21 protein-coding genes are annotated in these 20,624 nt (G+C 34.4%); 12 read left to right on the forward strand and 9 right to left on the reverse strand.

Annotated features, from left to right (window positions below):
• From EV197_RS10220 to pheT, 3 genes are all read right to left on the reverse strand, one after another.
• Window positions 1-228, reverse strand: coding sequence for a putative signal transducing protein (locus EV197_RS10220; RefSeq protein ID WP_130286657.1), 228 nt, complete (start codon window positions 226-228; stop codon window positions 1-3).
• Window positions 229-239: 11 nt separating this feature from the next.
• Entirely contained in the window at window positions 240-959 is a 720-nt protein-coding gene (locus EV197_RS10225; RefSeq protein WP_130286658.1) for a hypothetical protein, read from the reverse strand.
• Between the two features lie 147 nt (window positions 960-1,106).
• Window positions 1,107-3,533 carry a phenylalanine--tRNA ligase subunit beta gene (gene pheT, locus EV197_RS10230; RefSeq protein WP_130286659.1) on the reverse strand — a complete coding sequence of 809 codons (2,427 nt, stop codon included), beginning with the start codon at window positions 3,531-3,533 and terminating at the stop codon, window positions 1,107-1,109.
• 247 nt (window positions 3,534-3,780) lie between these two features.
• On the opposite strand from pheT, the gene EV197_RS10235 reads away from it, so the two are divergent.
• The 4 genes from EV197_RS10235 to EV197_RS10250 all read left to right on the forward strand — a co-directional run bounded on the left by EV197_RS10235 (window position 3,781) and on the right by EV197_RS10250 (window position 8,803).
• Window positions 3,781-4,128 carry a hypothetical protein gene (locus EV197_RS10235; RefSeq protein WP_130286660.1) on the forward strand — a complete coding sequence of 116 codons (348 nt, stop codon included), beginning with the start codon at window positions 3,781-3,783 and terminating at the stop codon, window positions 4,126-4,128.
• A 59-nt stretch (window positions 4,129-4,187) separates the two neighbouring features.
• Window positions 4,188-5,417, forward strand: coding sequence for a TlpA disulfide reductase family protein (locus EV197_RS10240; RefSeq protein WP_130286661.1), 1,230 nt, complete (start codon window positions 4,188-4,190; stop codon window positions 5,415-5,417).
• Window positions 5,418-5,493: 76 nt separating this feature from the next.
• Complete coding sequence (gene pta, locus EV197_RS10245; protein ID WP_130286662.1) at window positions 5,494-7,587, forward strand: phosphate acetyltransferase; 2,094 nt, start codon at window positions 5,494-5,496, stop codon at window positions 7,585-7,587.
• A 28-nt stretch (window positions 7,588-7,615) separates the two neighbouring features.
• Complete coding sequence (locus EV197_RS10250) at window positions 7,616-8,803, forward strand: acetate/propionate family kinase (RefSeq protein WP_130286663.1); 1,188 nt, start codon at window positions 7,616-7,618, stop codon at window positions 8,801-8,803.
• 52 nt (window positions 8,804-8,855) lie between these two features.
• On the opposite strand, the gene EV197_RS10255 is transcribed toward EV197_RS10250, so the two are convergent.
• On the reverse strand, window positions 8,856-9,050 hold the full coding sequence (locus EV197_RS10255) for a hypothetical protein (RefSeq protein WP_130286664.1): 195 nt from the start codon (window positions 9,048-9,050) through the stop codon (window positions 8,856-8,858).
• Window positions 9,051-9,201: 151 nt separating this feature from the next.
• Here EV197_RS10255 and EV197_RS10260 point away from each other — a divergent pair, with 151 nt between their 5' ends.
• The 7 genes from EV197_RS10260 to corA all read left to right on the forward strand — a co-directional run bounded on the left by EV197_RS10260 (window position 9,202) and on the right by corA (window position 15,869).
• On the forward strand, window positions 9,202-9,930 hold the full coding sequence (locus EV197_RS10260; protein ID WP_130286665.1) for a nitroreductase family protein: 729 nt from the start codon (window positions 9,202-9,204) through the stop codon (window positions 9,928-9,930).
• Between the two features lie 187 nt (window positions 9,931-10,117).
• Window positions 10,118-12,685, forward strand: a complete 2,568-nt coding sequence (locus EV197_RS10265; protein ID WP_130286666.1) for an endonuclease — start codon at window positions 10,118-10,120, stop codon at window positions 12,683-12,685.
• 173 nt (window positions 12,686-12,858) lie between these two features.
• Window positions 12,859-13,140, forward strand: a complete 282-nt coding sequence (locus EV197_RS10270) for a hypothetical protein (RefSeq protein ID WP_130286667.1) — start codon at window positions 12,859-12,861, stop codon at window positions 13,138-13,140.
• Complete coding sequence (locus EV197_RS10275; protein WP_130286668.1) at window positions 13,127-13,768, forward strand: hypothetical protein; 642 nt, start codon at window positions 13,127-13,129, stop codon at window positions 13,766-13,768. Before EV197_RS10270 ends, EV197_RS10275 begins: the two co-directional genes overlap by 14 nt.
• A 26-nt stretch (window positions 13,769-13,794) precedes the next feature.
• Complete coding sequence (locus tag EV197_RS10280) at window positions 13,795-14,169, forward strand: hypothetical protein (RefSeq protein WP_130286669.1); 375 nt, start codon at window positions 13,795-13,797, stop codon at window positions 14,167-14,169.
• A 3-nt stretch (window positions 14,170-14,172) separates the two neighbouring features.
• Window positions 14,173-14,505 carry a pYEATS domain-containing protein gene (locus EV197_RS10285; RefSeq protein ID WP_130286670.1) on the forward strand — a complete coding sequence of 111 codons (333 nt, stop codon included), beginning with the start codon at window positions 14,173-14,175 and terminating at the stop codon, window positions 14,503-14,505.
• Window positions 14,506-14,804: 299 nt separating this feature from the next.
• A complete protein-coding gene (corA, locus tag EV197_RS10290) occupies window positions 14,805-15,869 on the forward strand; it encodes a magnesium/cobalt transporter CorA (RefSeq protein ID WP_130286671.1) in 1,065 nt (354 codons plus the stop codon).
• A 41-nt stretch (window positions 15,870-15,910) separates the two neighbouring features.
• Here the strand turns inward: corA and EV197_RS10295 are convergent, their stop codons facing one another.
• A complete protein-coding gene (locus EV197_RS10295) occupies window positions 15,911-16,240 on the reverse strand; it encodes a hypothetical protein (RefSeq protein WP_130286672.1) in 330 nt (109 codons plus the stop codon).
• A gap of 304 nt (window positions 16,241-16,544) precedes the next feature.
• Entirely contained in the window at window positions 16,545-16,907 is a 363-nt protein-coding gene (locus EV197_RS10300) for a hypothetical protein (RefSeq protein ID WP_130286673.1), read from the reverse strand.
• A gap of 274 nt (window positions 16,908-17,181) precedes the next feature.
• On the opposite strand from EV197_RS10300, the gene EV197_RS10305 reads away from it, so the two are divergent.
• Window positions 17,182-17,709: a mechanosensitive ion channel domain-containing protein gene (locus EV197_RS10305; protein WP_130286674.1), complete on the forward strand. Its 528-nt coding sequence runs from the start codon at window positions 17,182-17,184 to the stop codon at window positions 17,707-17,709.
• 48 nt (window positions 17,710-17,757) lie between these two features.
• Here the strand turns inward: EV197_RS10305 and EV197_RS10310 are convergent, their stop codons facing one another.
• From EV197_RS10310 to EV197_RS10320, 3 genes are read right to left on the reverse strand one after another with little or no spacing between them, the layout of a single operon-like run.
• Window positions 17,758-18,312 carry a leucine-rich repeat domain-containing protein gene (locus tag EV197_RS10310; RefSeq protein WP_130286675.1) on the reverse strand — a complete coding sequence of 185 codons (555 nt, stop codon included), beginning with the start codon at window positions 18,310-18,312 and terminating at the stop codon, window positions 17,758-17,760.
• Window positions 18,313-18,316: 4 nt separating this feature from the next.
• Window positions 18,317-19,162: a hypothetical protein gene (locus EV197_RS10315; protein ID WP_130286676.1), complete on the reverse strand. Its 846-nt coding sequence runs from the start codon at window positions 19,160-19,162 to the stop codon at window positions 18,317-18,319.
• Between the two features lie 2 nt (window positions 19,163-19,164).
• Window positions 19,165-20,568: a redoxin domain-containing protein gene (locus EV197_RS10320; RefSeq protein WP_130286677.1), complete on the reverse strand. Its 1,404-nt coding sequence runs from the start codon at window positions 20,566-20,568 to the stop codon at window positions 19,165-19,167.
• Between the last annotated feature and the right edge of the window lie 56 nt (window positions 20,569-20,624).

The following is a 20,624-nucleotide window of genomic DNA, read 5'->3' on the forward strand; positions in this document are numbered from 1 at the left end:
TTATGACAAACTTTTTTCGATTATAGGTATTGCTTCATCAACATCGGTTTTTTTGACAAAAAGCTGTATATGATGTGGAATTCCACCTCCAAAACCAGCCATCATTCCGGATTTCATATCATCTCTGGTAATGCATTGTATGCCCCGTTCTTCCAGTAAACCTTGTAAGAATTGAATATTGATTAGACTCCCCGTATATACTCTCTCATATTCACTTTCTGGAAACATAGTGGTGGTTGTTAGGCATTAAAATACTTACTATTCCAAATCGCCGTGTTGAAATTTTTTCCTGTAGCAAATCCATAATAGATGACTACAGCAGCAACAGATTTGAACATAAACAAAAAAATCATAATAAAATTAGAAAAACTATAGGTCTTTCCAAACAATCCTTCTGGCACCATAAAGGTAAGGAAAAGACTCACTAAAAAAGTAAGCACAATTAAATTTTCAAAACTTTTAAAAAACCACATCATAAATTTACGAAGCGGATGGAGATCATTACCCCATTTATCAATTAAGTAAAAATAGTCGTTACCCATAGGCGCAAAAAGTAATGGGTCATCTGCATTCTCCAGTTTAAAAAGTTTAGAAGGAGCAACAATTTTAAACCCTTTCAATGTAATATTATGCGTTTCTTGAAGTTGTTCGATCTCTTTATGGGTTTTATTAGGAAACTTTCCTTTGAAATACTTAGTATCCAAAAACCGAAGTCTATAATCAATACATATTTTTTTGATATGATCTAAGTGATAAATTCTATCAGTTTCCAGCTTATCAAAAATAAATGGATTAGAAGTTGTACTTTCGAAAGTTTGCAATTCATCTAGGATTAAAGCCTCACTAGGTTTATGAAATTCTAAAATTTGTTGTACCTGGCTATTCCAATCTGTAGGGTTAAAATTTTTAGCTCTGGTTTTTTGTAGCTGTTGTTCTAAATTAATTCTGGGAAGTTTCATTTTCTTTTTCTTTAGCTCCACTAAATTAACGATTTACATCTTTTTTTACAATAGCTAAGATTTTTTATAGCTAAGTAAAACCAATCTAAATAAAAAAGAGGGCTTATAAACCCTCTTTTTTACTTAATTATGAATTACTTCAATAGCTTAGCGTAATTCTGCACCTAATTTTGATTCAAAATTAGATTGTAATTTTTTCATGATTTTATCAATCTGTTTATCTGTTAAGGTTTTTTGTTCATCTTGCAGAATAAAACTCACTGCGTACGATTTTTTACCCTTTGGTAGATTGCTACCCTGATACACATCAAATAAACTAATTTCTTTAAGCAACTTCTTTTCAGATTGCTTAGCAATAGTATAAATGTCTTCAAACCGAACGGTGTCATCCAATAATAACGCAAAATCGCGTCGTACTTCAGGATATTTAGGGATTTCCGTAAACTTTGCCTTATTGCGTTTCGTCAATTCTAATACGGTATCCCAATCGAATTCAGCATATAGAACTTCCTGTGCTATGGAAAACTTTTTAAGTACCGATTTTTTAATTACGCCTAATTCTACTAGTTTATTTTTACCCAAATTTAAACTAATACCTTCAGCAAACATATCGTTTTTTATAGTCGCAGTAGTAAGATTGCTAAAGCCAAGTCGCTCTAATATACCAAGCGCCGTTGCTTTGAGATAGAAAAAATCAACACGCTGGGCTGCTCTTGTCCAGCTTTCTTCTGTTCTATCACCAGAAATAAAAACGGCTAGATGTTTGTTTTCGATTCTATCTTCACCGAAGTGGTGATAGGTTTTACCAAATTCAAATAGCTTAAGGTTGGCACGCTTTCGATTGATATTATAGGAAATAGCCTCTAATCCTGAAAACAGCATAGACCTTCTTAAAATAGCCAAATCAGAACTCAATGGGTTTAACATCTCTACATTGTGCTCATCCTTTAGTTGACCTGTTACTTCATTGTATGTCGCTGTTGTCAATGAATTGGCCATTATTTCATAAAACCCCTGACCAATCAGCTGATCCGCAATCTTATTTTGAACACTATGATCGGCGAATTTATCTATGTTTGCAATGGATGCATTTAACTTGTCTTTGGAATCGATATTATTATAACCGTATACCCTAAGAATTTCTTCAATAACATCTACTTCTCTCACTACATCATTTCGGTAAACCGGAATATTAAGTCCTAGACCAGATTCGGTAACGCTTGTGATTTTAATGTCTAATGAAGATAAAATGGATTTAATGGTGTCCTGATATAATTCTTCGCCGATTAGTTGAGTTACTTTATCAAAAGAAAGAAATACCTGATGATCTTCCATTTTTTTAGGATAAAAATCCAATAATTCACTAGTAATCTCACCTCCAGCTAATTCTTGAATTAACAAGGCAGCTCGTTTAAGCGCATAATCTACGCTGTTGGGATCTATTCCCCTTTCAAAACGAAAAGAAGCATCAGTGTTAAGTCCATGTCTTTTTGCTGTTTTTCTAACACTCACAGGGTCAAAATAAGCACTTTCTAAAAATATAGCACTTGTACTTTCTGTAACCCCAGAGTTTACTCCACCAAAAATACCTGCAATACATAAAGGCTTCTTGGCATCGCATATCATAAGATCTTCTGCATGCAACTCACGTTCTACTTCGTCTAATGTGGTAAACTTAGTGCCTTGAGCTACAGTTTTTACTTCTATTTTTCCACCTTCGATTTTTGCAGTATCAAAAGCGTGCAGCGGCTGTCCTAGTTCATGTAACACATAGTTGGTAACATCCACTACAATGTTTTTTGGCGTAAGTCCTATTGCTTTTAATCTATTTTTTAACCAATCCGGAGATTCGGTGACTTCTAATCCAGAGATGGTAAGCCCGCAATATCGGGGTGCTAGCTCGGGATTTACTACTTCAATATCAATTTTATGTGTTCTGTTGGCAACATAAAAATTGCTTACAGACGGTGTTTTAAGTTCTAGTTCAAATCCTTTTTGTTGTAATCCTGCTTTAAGATCTCTGGCAGTTCCCCAGTGACTCATAGCATCTGCTCTGTTAGGAGTTAAACCAATTTCAAAAACAAGATCATTTTCTATGTTAAATAATTCGGCAACTGGCGTACCCACTTTAAAACTTGGATCGAGTACAAGTATTCCATCGTGATCATTACCAAGTCCTAACTCATCTTCTGCACAGATCATACCGTGGCTGGATTCGCCTCGTATCTTTCCTTTTTTGATTATCCATTCCTTACCTTCAGCATCATATAATTTGGTACCAATGGTAGCAACGGGTACTTTTTGTCCCTCCGCTACATTTGGAGCTCCACATACAATCTGCACTGGATCTCCTTGGCCAACATCTACTTTGGTTAATTTCAATTTATCTGCATTAGGGTGCTTCGTACATTCTAGTACGTGACCCACAACTACGCCTTCTAAACCACCTTTTACACTTTGAAAAGGTTCAATACCTTCAACTTCGAGACCTAAATCGGTTAATAATTCACCGGTCTCTTCTGCAGTCCAGTCAATATCGATAAACTGTTTAATCCAGTTAAATGAAATCTTCATCAGTTAAATTTTCTTTTAAGGCGGTAAAGATACTATATTGGGGATAGGATACAAATTGCGGAAACAGGTTTTACATAAAAAATACAATACTTTTTCAGGGAAGAACCCTTAAATACTTTTGGAATTTAAATAAGCATCGTAATTCCTTAATTCTTAAAACTGAGTATGAAGTCGAAATACTTACATTTAATATAGTTGAACTAAAGATATATTTACTATATTTTGTATTTTAGCATAAATTTAAGATATGAAAAATATAAGTCCCCAATTGTTTTTGCTTACTTTTTTGATTTGTCTGTTTTGTAGTTCTAATCTAAGCGCTCAAGCGCAGAAAGAAAAAGGTTCAACGACTACTAAAGAAAAAGTGAATAGTAGTGAAAATTCAAATAATAAAAATAAGGCTACAGACGGAATTGATTATGAAGATGAGGAAGTAAATGAGAAAGGAACCACTGCTACCTCTGGCGAAAATAAAGATGTAAACGCAATCTGGGCAGCATATCAGCGCAAGCTTAAAAATAAAGAAAAAAAGGGTATAAAAAAACCAATGCCCAATGCTAAGAAGAAAAAGGAAAAAGAACTTCGTGAAATGTAAAATCAATTAGTTCTTTGTAAATGATTTTAATTTAATTTTTTCTTTTAAAAATATATTTTTTGAAAATTCAATTCTTATTTCTTTCGCTTTTCATATTAGTTGCCATTGGTTGTAAAAAAGATACTTCAACAAAAGAGTATGCACTCAAAAGTGGTCCTTGGAGAGCTACTTTAACGGTGCAGGATGATCAAGAACTTCCCTTTCTTTTTGAAGTTTTGGAAGATCAATCCATTCAAATTTTTAATGCAGAAGAAGTTATAGAGCTCCAGGATATAGTCATAAAAAAAGATTCTGTTTTTATAAAATTTCCTGTTTTTGAAGGCTATATCGCTGCCAGGTTTTTGGATTCATCGAAGTTAACCGGGTTATTTATAAAGGAAGAGTTAGGAAGAAAAGTTCCGTTTAATGCTCAATTTGGTCTTCAGGATAGATTTGAAATTAACGAATCACCTTCACAAAATATAACGGGAGGCTGGCAAACCGTCTTTAGTCCTGATCATAAAGATGAACGATATATTGCAAAAGGAATTTTTAAACAAAATGACAATATAGTAACCGGGACTTTTAGAACTACTACGGGCGATTATCGCTACCTAGAAGGTGTACTGAACAAAGATGAATTACAACTATCTACCTTTGATGGTGCGCACGCATTTTTGTTTAAAGGTACTATTAAGGATTCTATGATTACGGGTAATTTCTATAGTGGTTCACACTGGAAAGAACCATTTATAGCAAAAAAGAATGATGAATACGAATTACCGGATGAAGATTCTTTAACCTATTTAAAAAAGGGATACGAAAAGCTCAAATTTAGATTTCCCAATACGAAGGGAGACACACTTAGCTTTGATAGCGAACGATTCAAAAACAAAGTTAGTATCATTCAAATTATGGGTACCTGGTGTCCCAATTGCTTAGATGAGTCTAAGTATCTCGCTAATTTTTTTAAAGAAAACAAGAATAGCGATTTAGAGATTGTTGCCTTAGCTTTTGAATATGCTAAGACTAAAGAAAAAGCCATAACAGCAGTTGAGAAATTTAAAAATGCTGTTGGTATACCCTATCCAGTATTGATAGCGCAATACGGTTCTTCAGATAAGGGAAAAGCCCAGGAAAAATTACCAATGTTAAATCACGTTTTATCGTACCCTACAACCATTATTGTAGATAAGAAAGGGAACGTTCGGAAGATCCATACTGGGTTTAATGGTCCTGCTACTGGCACTAAATATGAAGCGTTTAAAATTGAGTTCGAAACTTTAGTAAAAGAACTTTTAGCAGAGTAACTACCAAAAAAATCAGTACTTTTAGATTGATAGTCTAAACTATTTCAAGTAACACTACCAAATCAAATACTAAGAAATGAGTAAAGGTGTATATATAGCAACCATAGAACCAAATAGCGGAAAATCATTAGTTGTACTAGGCCTAATGAGAATGTTATTGGGCAAAATTGCCAACGTAGGTTATTTTAGACCGATCATAGATGATCCCAGAGATAGCGAAATGGATAATCATATCAATACCGTAATTTCTCATTTTGAATTAGACATAAATTATAAGAAAACGTACGCATATACACGTAGTGAGGTTTTACAAAAATATAATCAAGGTAGAGGGGGAGAAATCATAGATACCATTATTCAAAAATATAAGGCACTCGAAGATACTTTTGATTTTATTCTTGTTGAGGGTACTGATTTTTCTGATGAAGGAAGTATAATTGAATTTGATATTAACGTAATTATCGCTAAAAACTTAGGAATACCTGCCATCATTGTATCTAGTGGAGAGGGGAATACCAATGCAGAAATTGCCGGAAACCTTAAATTAGCGTATGATGCCTTTTATAATAAGGATGTCGAGGTAATTGCGGTATTGGCCAATAAAGTAGATAAAGGCTGTGAAGAAGACCTTAGAATTGTTTTAAAGAATACGCTAGATGCTAAAGTACAGCACATTATCATTCCTAGGATTGATTCTCTTATATACCCTACCATCAAAGAGATTGTTAATGAACTAAATGGGAATGTGCTTTTTGGTAAAGAATACCTCAATCACCAGGCCGGAAGTTTTGGGGTAGGTGCTATGCAGTTACGCAACTATCTAACACACCTCAAAGAAAATAGTTTAGTTATAACTCCCGGGGATCGTGCTGATATTATTTTAGGAGCTCTACAGGCAAATATCTCTGATAATTACCCTAAAATATCCGGAATCATTTTAACCGGTGGTCTCATACCAGAGCGTTCCATAATGAAACTCATCGAAGGTGTTGCCCCCACCGTTCCTATTGTTTCTGTTCCTCAGGGAACCTTTGCAGTAACCAATATGGTCGGTAATATCAAGTCTAAAATTTATGCGGATAATTATCAAAAAATCAACACTTCTATAGGCGCCTTTGAGCAGCATGTGGATGAGAATAATTTGATAGACCCACTTATAACTTTTAAAACAGACGTGCTTACCCCAAGAATGTTTCAATACAATCTTTTGAAAAGAGCATTAAAGCATAAAAAGCATATTGTACTGCCTGAGGGTGAAGATGACCGTATTTTAAAAGCAGCGGCTAGGTTACAGGCATACGATGTGGTAGATTTAACGTTAATTGGTGAGATCCATAAGCTAAAAGAAAAGGCTGATAAACTTGATATACCCTTAGATTTTGATAAAGTAAATGTCATATTTCCTACAAAATCACCGCATTTTGATGACTATGTGAATACTTTTTATGAATTAAGGAAGCATAAAAACGTGAACTTGGATATGGCTAGAGATATGATGGCTGACGTTTCTTATTTCGGTACAATGATGATTTATAAGGGACACGCAGATGGTATGGTTTCTGGCGCGATTCATACTACCCAGCATACCATTAGACCGGCGCTTCAGTTTATTAAAACAAAACCAGGGGTTAAAGTAGTATCCTCTGTGTTTTTTATGTGTCTGGAAGATCGTGTTTCTGTTTTTGGAGATTGTGCGATTAATCCTAATCCAAACGCGGAAGAGTTAGCGGAAATCGCCATATCTTCGGCAGATTCAGCAGCGGCATTTGGTATTGAACCAAAAGTTGCTATGCTGTCGTATTCTTCGGGAACTTCTGGTAAAGGAGCGGATGTGGATATCGTTAGAGAAGCTACTGAAATTGTTAAAACTAAAAGACCAGACCTCAAAATAGAAGGTCCAATACAATATGATGCTGCAGTGGATATGCGGGTCGGAAAGAGTAAATTACCAAATTCGGAGGTAGCGGGTCAGGCAAGTGTTTTGATTTTTCCGGATTTGAATACAGGTAATAACACCTATAAGGCTGTACAACGCGAAACTGGGGCTTTGGCGATCGGACCGATGTTACAGGGTTTAAATAAACCCGTTAATGATTTAAGCCGAGGGTGTACGGTTGATGATGTATACAATACCGTTATCATAACTGCGATTCAGGCGCAAGGCTTATAAAAATTCAGCAAATTAAAAGAAAAAGTACATGCAAGTTTTAGTTCTAAACTCAGGAAGTTCATCTATAAAATTTCAATTGTTTACCATGCCTCAGGAAGCAGTTATTTGCTCTGGAATGGTAGAAAGAATTGGCATGGAAAATGCTAAAATCTCTTATGAAGCAAAAGCACAAAAGTTTGAAGAAGTTGTTGCAATTAAAGATCATAAGGATGGATTACAGCGTATTGCTCAATATCTTTTAGATGATGAAAGAGGGGTCATTTCATCTGCTGCAGATATCCAAGTGGTAGGCCACCGAGTGGTTCACGGAGGAAGTACTTTTACGGATACAGTAATTGTAAATGATAAGGTAAAAGACAAAATAGCACAATTAGCGTCACTTGCTCCACTTCATAATCCTGCAAATTTGCAAGGAATCGTGGTTGCGGAAACTATTTTTGATAAGGCCACACAAGTAGCTGTGTTTGATACCGCTTTTCATCAAACTATTCCTTTAAAAGCTTATAAATATGCGATTCCCAATAAATTTTTGGAGGAACATAAGATTAGAAAATACGGCTTTCATGGCACCAGCCATAAATATGTGTCCGAAAAGGCCATTGCATATATAAAGAAACCTCAATCCAAAATAATAACCATTCATTTGGGTAACGGATGTAGTATGACTGCTATCAAGGATGGTAAGAGTATTGATCATTCCTTGGGTTTTGCCCCAATGAATGGTTTAATAATGGGTACCAGAAGTGGCGATATTGATCCAGCTATAATTTTTCATTTAGTTAATAGTCTTGGGTATACTATAGATCAAGTAAATGATGTATTGCAAAAGGAAAGCGGAATGTTAGGCCTAACAGGTTATAGTGATTTAAGAGATATTGAAGCAGCTGCAGCTAAAGGAGAGCAATATGCTATAGAAGCTTTGCAAATGAACGCCTATCGCATCAAAAAATTTATAGGAGCTTATGCTGCAATTATGAATGGTCTAGATGCTATTGTTTTTACCGCCGGTATTGGTGAAAATTCTGATGTGATTAGAAAGTTAGTATGTAATGATATGGGATTTTTGGGTATTCACTTGGATGATGAATTAAATACAATTAGATCTAAAGAAATCAGGGATATTTCGGCATCCAATGCTAAAGTCAAGGTGTTAGTCATTCCGACTAATGAAGAGCTTGAGATAGCAAAGCAATCTTTTCAACTTTGTACTTCATAAAAAAAAGGCAAATCCTTTTGAATTTGCCTTTTGAAGAATAATGATCTTTATTTTAGTAAAGTATGCATCTTCCATAACCCCATCTAGAATCGCAATATCCTGGCTCGCAGAAACTACCACCAGGAAAGCTGATTTGGCAACCTCTACCAGATGTACAGCAAGAGATGCTTCCCCAAGCTCCTTTAATGCTTTTTAATTCTCCTCTACTTAGCGTTTGCACACCTTTTAAATCTAAAATTTTTTTCATTGTGTAATTATTTTAAGTTAGGATTTAAATATAGCGTAAATTACCTTAATTGTTTTGTGGTAAAAACGCAATTCTTATACGGTTTGGCAATTACCTGGCAAGGGTAAATGTGTACAAAAATTGATATTTTAGTAAAAACATAAATTAATTCATGGAAGAGAAAACGGTTTCTGCAGCGATATCCTATCGAAGGTCAATACGTGTTTATAAAGATGAAAAAGTAGATCAAGAAATAGTAAAGCAGTGTATTAAAAATGCTGTTTTGGCACCAACAAGTAGTAATTTACAGCTTTGGGAATTTTATCATATTACAGATGTAAACATTTTAAATAAAATGAAACGTGCTTGCCTTGATCAGAATGCAGCAAAAACTGCAGATCAATTAGTGGTTGTAGTGACTCGAAAAGATCTTTGGAAAAAAAGAAGAAACGCAAATATTAATTTTCTTAAAAATCATTACGGTAGTAAACCAGAGGATCAATACTCCAGAAGAGAAAAGTTAGCCCTTAATTATTACAAAAAGTTAATACCGGTTGTGTATTTCGATTTATTGGGCATATTGGGTTGGATGAAGTATGCCTTTTTTAATATCGTTGGTTTATTTAGACCAGTTTATCGACAAGTAAGGCATAGTGACCTTAGGGTAGTTGCTCATAAAAGCGCTGGTTTAGCAGCAGAAAATTTTATGATTAGTATGGCTGCATTAGGTTATGATACTTGTCCTATGGAAGGTAGTGACACATTAAGAGTAAAGAGAATTCTTGGTTTGCCATATGGAGCTGAGATTAATATGGTCATTGGATGTGGTATTAGAGATGAAAAGGGAGTCTATGGCCCTCAATTTAGAGTTCCTTTTGAAGAAGTGTATCACAAAAAATAGGAAATAAATTATTAACAGTACAGTAGTTGTTTAAGTAGTTGTCTTTCAGACGTTATACTAATCGTTTTTCATTAATTTAATTGGTTTTCAACAGTCTAGATAACCTTTTGATAACGTTAGGGTTAGCGAGTTATAGGAAAAATTGTAATAGCTTTCCATTCAAATTCACTAACTAACCCTTTACACAATGAAAAGATTAGTCATCGTGCCATTATTACTGTTTTTTATAATGGCCTATGCACAGGTACCCCCGTATTACAATGATGTTAATTTATCACTTACTGGACAAGCTTTATTCAACGAATTAGGAGATAAAGTATCTACATCGCATACTACTTTCTTAACCTATACCCCTGGGGTTTGGGAAGCACTCAAACAGTCAGATATTAATCCGGCAAATCAAAGTAAAGTTCTTTTATTGTATGGCTTCTCAGACAATGATGGAAATTCCACTACGGACAGATCTAGAGCTATTGATAATAATGGTGGTGGAGTAACGCAATGGAATAGAGAACACACCTATCCTAAATCGCTTGGACAACCTAACCTTGGTACCGAGGGGGCGGGTGCCGATGCGCATCATTTACGTCCTTGTGATGTACAACGTAATTCGGATAGAAGTAATCGCAAATTTGCAGCTGGCAACGGCAATTCTGGTATCACTCCTCAAGGGCATTGGTATCCTGGAGACGAATGGAAAGGGGATGTTGCCAGAATGATGATGTATATGTATATCCGGTATGGTAGTCAATGTTTGCCCAGTAATGTTGGAGTAGGTAATTCGTTATCCACAGATGCTAATATGATTGATCTTTTTTTACAATGGAATGTTGAGGATCCTGTTTCTGATTTTGAACTTCAACGAAATCCTGTTTTAGAGTCACTACAGGGAAATAGAAATCCTTTTATTGATAATCCAGCGTTTGCCACGCAAATATGGGGCGGACCACAGGCAGAAGATCGGTTCGGAACCAGTGATCCTGATACCGAAGCTCCAAGTATACCTGTGGGTTTGGTAGCAACTGATATTACTACTAATACAGTTACTCTAAGCTGGAGCCCCGCTCAGGATAATGTTGGAGTAACCCAATATTCAGTATTTCAGAATTCGACTTTAGTTACAACCGTAGGATCTAATTCTGCAACCATTAGTGGATTAAGTGCTGCCACAAATTATACATTTGCGGTCAATGCAAGGGATACCGCAGGCAATACCTCCCCTTTAAGTACAGCGTTAGCTGTAACTACGAATTCAGCTTCAGGTTCAGGTACCATTTCAGAGCTCATTATTTCGGAATATGTTGAGGGTTCATCATACAACAAAGCACTAGAAATAGCCAATTTTACAGGGCAATCAGTAGATTTATCACAATATGTCATACGCAAGCAGACTAATGGTTCTGGTAGTTGGGGTGGGGATTTATATCTTTCGGGTATGTTGGCACATGGTGCAGCTTATGTGATTGCAAATAGTAACGCCAGTAGTGCCTTACAAAGCAGAGCAAATCTGTTGGACAATTCAGGTTCGCTAAATTTTAATGGTAATGATCCCATTGGATTATTCAAAGGCAACACATTGATTGATATTGTTGGAAATTATAATGGAGGAACAGCTATTTTTGGAAAAGATCAAACGCTAAGAAGAAAGTCAAATATACAAGAGCCTTCTTCATCTTATCAATCAGGTCAATGGGAGGTTTTCCCTCAAAATACATTAGTAGGGTTAGGAGATCATCAATTTGATGGCGTAGGCTCGGATACCGTTCCGCCAACAGCGCCAGCTAATGTTGTGGCAAGTCAAGTTACCCAAAATTCGTGTGTACTTTCCTGGGATCCATCCAACGATAATGTAGGGGTCTTTGCTTATGAAATCTATGCGAATAACACCTATTTGGGAGCAACGACAAACCGCTCCTTTACCATTTCAGATTTAAATCCAGCTACAACCTATAATTTCATCCTACTTGCCTATGATGCTGCTAATAACGTATCATCAGCTTCAGGTGTTTCCGTAACTACCTTGGCAACCTCATTAACCTACTGTGCTAGTCAAGGAAATAATACCAATTATGAATATATTGATTACGTTAGCATTTCTGGTATAGATAATGTAACAGGACCTAGCACGGGGTATGCAAATTATACTAGTCAAGTAGCAAATCTTAATTACGGTACCAATACTATAGTTATTAGTGCAGGTTTTACTAGTAGTGCTTATACCGAATTTTGGTCTGTTTGGATTGATTTTAATCAAAACGGTACTTTCGAAGCCGCTGAGCGTGTGGTTAATGGTTCTTCGTCCAGTGCAGAACAGTTATATGCTAATTTTACGGTTCCTACAACTGCAGTGGCAGGCAATACAAGAATGCGCGTTAGTATGAAATGGAATAGCGAACCCTCTCCTTGTGAAACCTTTGGGTATGGAGAAGTTGAAGATTACACAGTTTCCATAGGTAATGGAAGAAGTAATTCGGTGCCATCCAATGCGCTTAAGTTACCGTTAGAAAATGAAAAACCTATATTTGACTTAGTGCTGCACCCTAATCCGGTAACAAGTACCTTGTCTATTGTGTGTAAGGATCGGAGGGCAATGGATTTTAAATTAACAGATAGTAGTGGTAAAGTTGTCAAGTCATTCACAAGTAGAGATCAATCTGAAATTCACTTAAATCTATCTAATTTGGCTTCTGGATTGTATATACTTTCTGCGTTTGATGGTAATCGCAAGATTTTTAAAAAATTAATTATTGAATAATTATTTGTAAATTTATAATAAGCCCCACTAAAAACTAGTGGGGTTATTTTTTACAATTAAACCATAGTACTGTTGTGGTTTATACGTATCTGAAATTGAATCTAAGTTTGTAGCTTAGATTAGACTTATAACAACCACTTAGAACTTATCAATAAATAACACGATCATTACTCATGGAAGAAATAGAAATACGGGTTAGAGCCGTTAAGACGCTTCTTGAAGCCTTCAGGTTAGAGCGGATTTTATATATAATAATCTCTTGCTTGTCTGTCATTATTCTGCTTTCTGTGCCTATTTATATCATTTTTAGGGCACCCGATAAAATAGAATGGGTAGTAAGTTTATTTGTTCCGGCAGGTGCCATTACTATTTCCATTGGAAAATTGCTTAAAATGTGGAACCAAGCCATAAACTTTGTTAGTAATATAAAAGAGGAAGAAGATGGAAAAGCGTAACAAAGGTAAAGGACTATCGGTAATAACCTCCTTAGGTATACTCTTTATGCTTGTAGGTTTTATGTATTTAGTATATTCTCTAAAAACACTAAATGATAGTTTAAAAGATAAAAAAGAGGAATTATCCGAACTTACGGAGAAAATTAAATCGAACACAGATTCACTGCATTATATTGAGGAAAAATTAAAACTCAAACAAAACTTATTAGATAGTATTATAGATCAAATTGAAGCTTCAGACAATCAAGCGCTACAGTTGAAAATCGATAATAAAATCAGTATTAATCAGGCTTTAGAAAATACTTTAAAAACAAAAAGTCTTGTTAAGAATTATACTCAGGTAGTGTACATACAGGTAAACGATCAAAATACCGAAAAGTACTTAAACGAGATTAAGCTATTGGAATCCTTAAAAGAAAATAATTATAAAGCTTACGGTTATGATATGCAGAAAAAAAGAGCTAATAATACAGTTCGTTATTTTCACCCTAAGGATAGTGTCAATGCAGTACGATTAGGAGAAACAATTACTAGGTTAACGGGTATTAATGTTAAAACCCAGTACATCACGGGTCTCGAACGCAAGGTGCCAGACAATCAACTTGAGGTGTGGTTGAATAAAAATTAAAATAAACCTTTGTAACCCTTACTAAAATGGAAAATATAAGAGATTACCTTTCGAAAAAAAATAACCAAACCACCAATTCGATTGCCTATATTGTATTGTTTGTTTTCAGTATATTCTTAGCAATTATTCTTTATAAAGCCATTTCCTTATATACTAACGATGGTAAAATGACAGAATATGGCGAGAAATGGTTGGAACTTTTTAATAATGGTTTTCTATTATTAGGAGGAGCGTTAACTACATTAATAGGATATTATTTTGGTAATAAAGGGAGTGAAGTTGCACAGTCTAATGCAGAAAAATTACTCAAGGAAGCTGAGGAAAAGCTAAAACGTTTAGAGCAGGAGGCTCCAACTGAAGAAGAAAGTAATGTTAGTGGTATGCAACCTATTAATCAGTAAGTTATGGAACAGAAGTACAATCTCAAAGCAATTCTCAATACTAATTATGAGCCGATTACCTTTCGACTTAAAGGAAAACCACATTATCAAATTTTTCTTCAAATTGAATCCTCTAGTTTTGACCCTGGTTTGGATCAAGTAACGTATGTAGAGTATAAATTGCACAAGACGTTTAAAAACAGAACTCGAATAGCGAAGTCGAAACATAACAATTTCGAAATTGAAATTAAAGCCTGGGGTACTTTTGTAGTACAATGTACGGTTGGTCAAAAGGACGCGGAACCATTTGTGTTTTCTCAGGATATTAAGGATGTGCTCGAAAAGAAAGCGGTGTAATCTTATAGGTCTGTACCTTTTATTTATCTATAATAAATCTAATTATCAATTTCTTTTATGTCGTATTTGGGTCATCAATAGAAGTAAAAGCCTTTCTTAACCTTACTTGATAAAAGTATTGATGATTCGTGGTTTGATGGTATTATAAATGATCAAAAAAATAGTATTTTCCCTAATCATTCATATTTTTTTAAACTAAGTTGATTTGGTCTTTAGGTAAAATCTAAACCCATTCTTTATACCTTTGTGAGAAGTATTGAAATAAAAAATAAAATAGTAGTAAAGTATTTTTCTAATATATGGGTAGTGAAAACTTTTTTAGGAAAAAAGATATAGGTTCTATACCTGGTACCGTGGTGTACGTCGGTGATAAATCCGCAAGTGATTTATATATTGAAGTATTTGATTATAATGAAGAGGATTTAGTTGAAAAGGAGCTAAAAAATATAACTGAAGTATGGGAGTTTGATACGTCTAGTAATGTTACCTGGATTAATATTAATGGGCTTAGCCACGTAGAAACTATAGAACAAATAGGGAAGCATTACAATTGGCACCCTTTGATGTTAGAGGATATAGCCAATACACGGCAACGTCCCAAAATTGATGAATACGAGGAATACCTATATGTGGTTTTGAAAATGCTGTATTTTACGCACGAAGGTGCCCTTGCTGTAGAACATATTAGTTTTGTGGTAGGCGAAGATTATGTAGTGTCTTTTCAGGAAATGGACGGAGATGTGTTTAGTGAAATCCGGGAACGACTCCGGTCAGGAAAAGGAAGGATACGCAAAATGAATGCGGATTATTTACTGTACAGTTTAATGGATGCTGTAGTTGATAATTATTTTAACCTTATAGAAGTATTTGGGGATAAGGTTGAAGAGCTTGAAGATGATCTTTTTGAAGATAATACTCACGAAGATACAGCTTATGAAATACAAGTACTTAAGAAAGAGATTCTTCAGATTAGACGCGCCGTCTTTCCACTGAGAGATGTGGTGAATCGAATAGAAAAGATGGAGAGCAAATTCGTGACGGATAAAACTATGATTTTTATCAAAGATTTATACGACCATATCATACAGGTCTCAGAGAATGTGGATATTTATCGCGAAATGATTTGGGGTTTAATGGATATGTATATGACGACCATTAGTAATCGTATGAATGAGGTGATGAAGGTATTAACCATTATAGCAACTATATTTATCCCTTTAACCTTTATTGCCGGTATTTATGGGATGAATTTTGAATTTATGCCCGAGTTAAAATATAAGTACTCCTATTTTATTCTTTGGGGGGTTATGATTCTTATATTTTTCGGTTTACTTTATTACTTTAAAAGAAAAAAATGGCTGTAGAAACAGCCATTTTTAGTTTTAAATTTTATGTATGATTTAAACTACATAGCTTTTAAAGCTGTAATTGTTTTATTCTCGATTTCATAAGTATCACCATCCTCGTCGGTTTCAGAGGACACCTCTGTAGTATAAGTTATTTTAAACTTTTTCCCAACCAGTTTTGAACCTTTAAGATCAAAACTTTTTAAAATCTCTGGCTTTACCTTTTCAAAAAACATAGAATCTTCGTCACCGTACTCATCTATAAACATAAAGCTATAAGAGTCACCTTCATAACCTTCATAAGTCCCGGTGATCTCTTGTGTGTCTGCTTGTGCAGCAACTTTGTTAAAACTAACTACTACTAACAAAATGAAAAATAAATTCTTCATAATTAAAAATAAAATTAAAATGTAAACTGAATTTGAATTTGGGGTCCGAAAGTTATATCACCTCAAGTTCGGAGCTTTTAGATTCCTTTAGGCTATAAAGGTTTTCTGTGATATGTAGTAGTTACTTTTTTCCGCAGTATCATTTTTAAAATACATATCAAATGTAAACTAAAAATCAATACGAAAAACATTTATTTTGAGGAAATGTAACTTATTAGTACTATGCTAATAATAGGGGAGTGGGGATAGGTTTCCTTACCTTTTTTGAGGCAAGAAGGATAGTAATGTAATGCTTATATCTCAATTATAAGCCTGCAAAAGATCGCATAGGCTTAAGATCAATAATAGTTCTCTCTTTTGCTATTTTTTTGGCCTTTTTTTGATCTGAAGTTAATGTTGCTAAATAAGCAATTTCAAACTTACCACCGATTGCTGAATTATCTTTCAGATTAAAACTTTGCAATACATTAGAGCTTACTTTATTAAAAAAGATGATAGCCTCTTCACCGGTCTTGTTGAGATAGGTAAAACTATAGGTATCGTTTTTAAAACCGTCATATATACCTATTATAAGGTAAAAATCGTTGGCGCTGTTGTCATCTTCTTGGGCTTGGACGTTTGTAAAACCCAGGACGAACGCGAAAATTAAAAGAGTAAATTGTTTCATCACATCTTACTATTAGAAATTACTATGAAATAGAAATCTAAAACTATGCCAGTATGCTGTAGAATCTTATTATTCTATACGATAAAAAATATAAAATGGTTTTTTTGCGTAGTGTATAGCTTAAATTTCCCCACTTTAAATATAGGATAAATTGTAATATTAGCGGTCCTATTTAACGTAAATTTATTGATTTTCAATACAATAAAAACAATAACGTTTTTTTGAGTAGTTTTAAAAATATTGCAATAATTTTGATGAAAAATTATCCAGTACAATGCTTTTATATAGAAATGAATTATTAGCTACGCTTATTCTTTTGGTCGTTATGGTGTTAATTATCTTCTTAACCAAACGATCAATAAGAAGATTTTCGTTTATCCGCGCAATTGAACCTAATCGTAGAAAAGTGATTTATTATTTAACCAACTTGATTACCTATGGTTTAACTATGGCCGTACTGGCTGTAATATGGGGAGTAGACTTAAAAGAGTTTTCTCTTTTTATATCTTCGATACTTGCTGTAGTAGGTATCGGCTTCGTAGCGCAATGGTCCATTCTATCGAACTTGACAGCTAGTGTAATTCTATTTTTTAGTCATCCCGTACGATTAGGCGATAGAATACGGGTGCTAGATAAAGATTTTGACTGGACTGGAGAGGTAAAGGATATTACTAGCTTTTATTTATTTATGAAAACGGATGATGGTAGAAATATAACTTTGCCAACCTCTTTGGTGATACAGAAAGGAATAGAAATCCTTAAAAAGGAAGAAAAACAACTGGAGTCAGATTTTGAGGATTAAAAAAGGAATATAATAGTGCTACTGAACCCTAATGCCTTTTTTTGAATACTAAATCTCTTTGAATTTGCCTTGTTTAAAGAAACCATTTCCTTTATTGTGTATGGTACACTTAGATAATTTTTCAGATAGGGTTAATAACGTATTAAAATCCTTGGGGTTATCACAATCCACAAAAATCTCTTCAATCCCAGTAATGCTCAAATCTTTTAGATCACTACCGCTAATCTCGGTTTCGTGGATTTGAAGTGATTTTAAATTAGGCATTTGGTTAAAATAAACGATGCTTTTTGCAGTAATATACGTTTCCTTTAATCGTAGGTGTTTTAAATTATTAAGTTTTGTAAGGTGAACTATGCCCAGATCGCTAATGGAGGTGAAGGTGAGATTTATGTTTTCTAGTCCACTACAGTCACCTATAAACTGTAAACCGTAGTCGGTAATATTAGTACCATTTAAAGAAATAGAGGTAAGGTTAGGAAATAGTTTAAGTTTTTTAAGTTCTTTCATATCTTCAATTTCTTTATACAAGGATTGAAAAGAAAAATGTGTAATATTCCTTTTAAAGCTTTCATCACAAATCGTGATACGTTCTTTATTGCGCATTAACCTATTGGTTTTTTACTATTGTTGCTGCTGCCGTATTCAGCGTAAGCGTATAGGTTTCTCCAGACATAAAGTTAGCGCAGGTATATACAACAGTCTCTTTGGTTGGTTCTTTATCGTTTTGTGCTTCAATGGAAAACAAGCAGCTTTCTTTTATATAACGCTCTTTCTCTTGGAGTGTGTTAGTTTTATCAAAGTTTAGTGCGATGAAGCCACTCTCAGTACCCGCTGCGCATCTACCTTTACCAGTAGTGTTTGATCGATAGTTGTATGCTAAGATGATAGTTGTAGGGGAACTCGCTATAATTTCATACTCCCAGTTATCAGCACCTATAAAACTTAGATCTAATCCACCATTTCCAAAAAGTAGGTATTTTTTGGATTTTCTAATTTCCAGGTCTTGATCAGATAAATTTATATTTTTTGTTGCCTTATTATTGGTCCAATTCTTTGTATCAGCGGTTAGCGTAATTTTTTCACTAAAATTCGATAAGTTAAAGTATTCAGATAATGTAATGGACTGATCTTGCTGTTTCAATTCTTGACTTAAAAAGTTGGAGGAACGCGTTTTATCATTAAAATGGTATAAAACCAACCTGTCTTTGCTATAAATACCTACCAAATCTTTTTTAGGTTTGTTGTTATTTGTATTATACCATCCTTTTACTAAATAAGTTTCGGGATTTTTGTCCACCGTATTTTGGGCTACTAGATAAAGTTCCGCTTCTTCTTCACCTATTATAATGGAAAATGCTTTCTGATCGGTATACAGTTCTTTGATTTTTGCTTTTTGCTGAGCAATTACTGCAATTGATACTAAGAATAGCATAGCGAAAGGTAAAATTTTCATAATTAGTTTTTATTAAAATTTTTTAATAAACCTAATAATTGATCCGCTGCAAGTCGTTTACTAACTATGGTTTTATTTTGGTCCAGCACAAAAATTTGTGGGGTAGTCTTAATATTGTATTGCTCCATAACTTTTGCATAGTCAGAAGCTATACTAACAAGCATCCAATCATCAATTCGCTCTTCTTTAGCATACGACCAACAATCTTCAACTTCTGCTGATGGTTTAGTACAAATTAACAAAAGTTCTACCCCCAGTTGCTTTAACTGCTGATATTCCTTTTTAAGTGTAGAAATACTTTTTTTACAATGGCCACAATCGTCTTCCCAAAAAAACAATACGGTGTAATCACTTTTGATATCATCTAAATTGAAGGTGATCCCATTTTTTTGTATGAGTTTAATTGGTGGAGCCTTCTTTCCTAATAATGTAGGCTTCAAAGCATTGGCGTTGTCTATAATTTTTTTTAATTGCTCAGGATCGGTCCAGTCTGCCTCACCTGTTGCATAGTAGGTGTCTACTATGTGGACATAAACTGCATCCATACCTATTATTTTTGATTTCGCAAATTCGTTTAAGAAATGTATAGTATACATTTTAAAAGTCTCAGGGGCAGGTTTCATCTGCTCTAATACTAGGTCTATAGCTTTACTTATGGAATCTGGATGCTGTACTTGGAGCTTGTTTACATAATAGTCTACTTTGGCAAATAAAAAGGGCGTTCTAAGCATTTTTGGATCTGCCAGGTCTATATTGTCCAAATAGTGTTGCTTGTAGTATTGCCATTTTTTGTATTCAATTTCTTTTTTACTTCCGGTAAATACAGGTAAGTCAATATCCATGTTGGCCTTGATGATACCCGCGGCAAAGGAATTAGGGTGTTTTTGTAGTACTTGTTTTTGGTAACTCTTCACTTCATCGCTAAGGATCTTTAGTTTTTCTTGAGCTTTCGGGTCATCTTCTTTATTTTCGAAGGGCTGAGCTTCTTTTCTCTTTTTAGTTAAAAATTGTAAGTAGTCTTTAAAAAGCTGATTGTCATTAGATCCTCCTTTTACCTCAAAAGAATTGATCATATCATTATAGTCAATAAAAATCTCAATATTTTGATCTTTTTCAGTAACTAAAAATTGATGAATCCTTATTTCTGGATGAAAAACTAAAGCGTGCACACCTGGTTTAATAGGTTCTTTGCTATGGAACATAAAAGCACCCTCTGCATTTCTGTAAAGGGAATCTGATTTGGTAACGGCATCAGGGAGCAAATACTGTTTGTCCTGGAGATAGTAGGCAATCTGTAGTAAGTTACCATCATAATTTGAAACATTCACCTTGATTTGATGCTTTTGCTGAGCTAAACCCGAATGTATACTAAGAAATAAGAATAAAAACTGTAGGATATATCGCATAGTGTGTGTTGATAAAGAGTTATGAATATACTAAAAAATTATAATCCTTCTGGGTT

Origin of the sequence: Aquimarina brevivitae (assembly GCF_004216895.1) — a bacterium.
Lineage (GTDB): Bacteria > Bacteroidota > Bacteroidia > Flavobacteriales > Flavobacteriaceae > Aquimarina > Aquimarina brevivitae.

Excerpts from the sequence above, each read along its gene's own strand:
- EV197_RS10220 (WP_130286657.1), bottom strand. The coding sequence starts at position 228 with ATGTTTCCAGAAAGTGAATATGAGAGAGTATATACGGGGAGTCTAATC.
- EV197_RS10225 (WP_130286658.1), bottom strand. The coding sequence starts at position 959 with ATGAAACTTCCCAGAATTAATTTAGAACAACAGCTACAAAAAACCAGA.
- pheT (WP_130286659.1), bottom strand. The coding sequence starts at position 3,533 with ATGAAGATTTCATTTAACTGGATTAAACAGTTTATCGATATTGACTGG.
- EV197_RS10235 (WP_130286660.1), top strand. The coding sequence starts at position 3,781 with ATGAAAAATATAAGTCCCCAATTGTTTTTGCTTACTTTTTTGATTTGT.
- pta (WP_130286662.1), top strand. The coding sequence starts at position 5,494 with ATGAGTAAAGGTGTATATATAGCAACCATAGAACCAAATAGCGGAAAA.
- EV197_RS10250 (WP_130286663.1), top strand. The coding sequence starts at position 7,616 with ATGCAAGTTTTAGTTCTAAACTCAGGAAGTTCATCTATAAAATTTCAA.
- EV197_RS10255 (WP_130286664.1), bottom strand. The coding sequence starts at position 9,050 with ATGAAAAAAATTTTAGATTTAAAAGGTGTGCAAACGCTAAGTAGAGGA.
- EV197_RS10260 (WP_130286665.1), top strand. The coding sequence starts at position 9,202 with ATGGAAGAGAAAACGGTTTCTGCAGCGATATCCTATCGAAGGTCAATA.
- EV197_RS10265 (WP_130286666.1), top strand. The coding sequence starts at position 10,118 with ATGAAAAGATTAGTCATCGTGCCATTATTACTGTTTTTTATAATGGCC.
- EV197_RS10270 (WP_130286667.1), top strand. The coding sequence starts at position 12,859 with ATGGAAGAAATAGAAATACGGGTTAGAGCCGTTAAGACGCTTCTTGAA.
- EV197_RS10275 (WP_130286668.1), top strand. The coding sequence starts at position 13,127 with ATGGAAAAGCGTAACAAAGGTAAAGGACTATCGGTAATAACCTCCTTA.
- EV197_RS10280 (WP_130286669.1), top strand. The coding sequence starts at position 13,795 with ATGGAAAATATAAGAGATTACCTTTCGAAAAAAAATAACCAAACCACC.
- EV197_RS10285 (WP_130286670.1), top strand. The coding sequence starts at position 14,173 with ATGGAACAGAAGTACAATCTCAAAGCAATTCTCAATACTAATTATGAG.
- corA (WP_130286671.1), top strand. The coding sequence starts at position 14,805 with ATGGGTAGTGAAAACTTTTTTAGGAAAAAAGATATAGGTTCTATACCT.
- EV197_RS10295 (WP_130286672.1), bottom strand. The coding sequence starts at position 16,240 with ATGAAGAATTTATTTTTCATTTTGTTAGTAGTAGTTAGTTTTAACAAA.
- EV197_RS10300 (WP_130286673.1), bottom strand. The coding sequence starts at position 16,907 with ATGAAACAATTTACTCTTTTAATTTTCGCGTTCGTCCTGGGTTTTACA.
- EV197_RS10305 (WP_130286674.1), top strand. The coding sequence starts at position 17,182 with ATGCTTTTATATAGAAATGAATTATTAGCTACGCTTATTCTTTTGGTC.
- EV197_RS10310 (WP_130286675.1), bottom strand. The coding sequence starts at position 18,312 with ATGCGCAATAAAGAACGTATCACGATTTGTGATGAAAGCTTTAAAAGG.
- EV197_RS10315 (WP_130286676.1), bottom strand. The coding sequence starts at position 19,162 with ATGAAAATTTTACCTTTCGCTATGCTATTCTTAGTATCAATTGCAGTA.
- EV197_RS10320 (WP_130286677.1), bottom strand. The coding sequence starts at position 20,568 with ATGCGATATATCCTACAGTTTTTATTCTTATTTCTTAGTATACATTCG.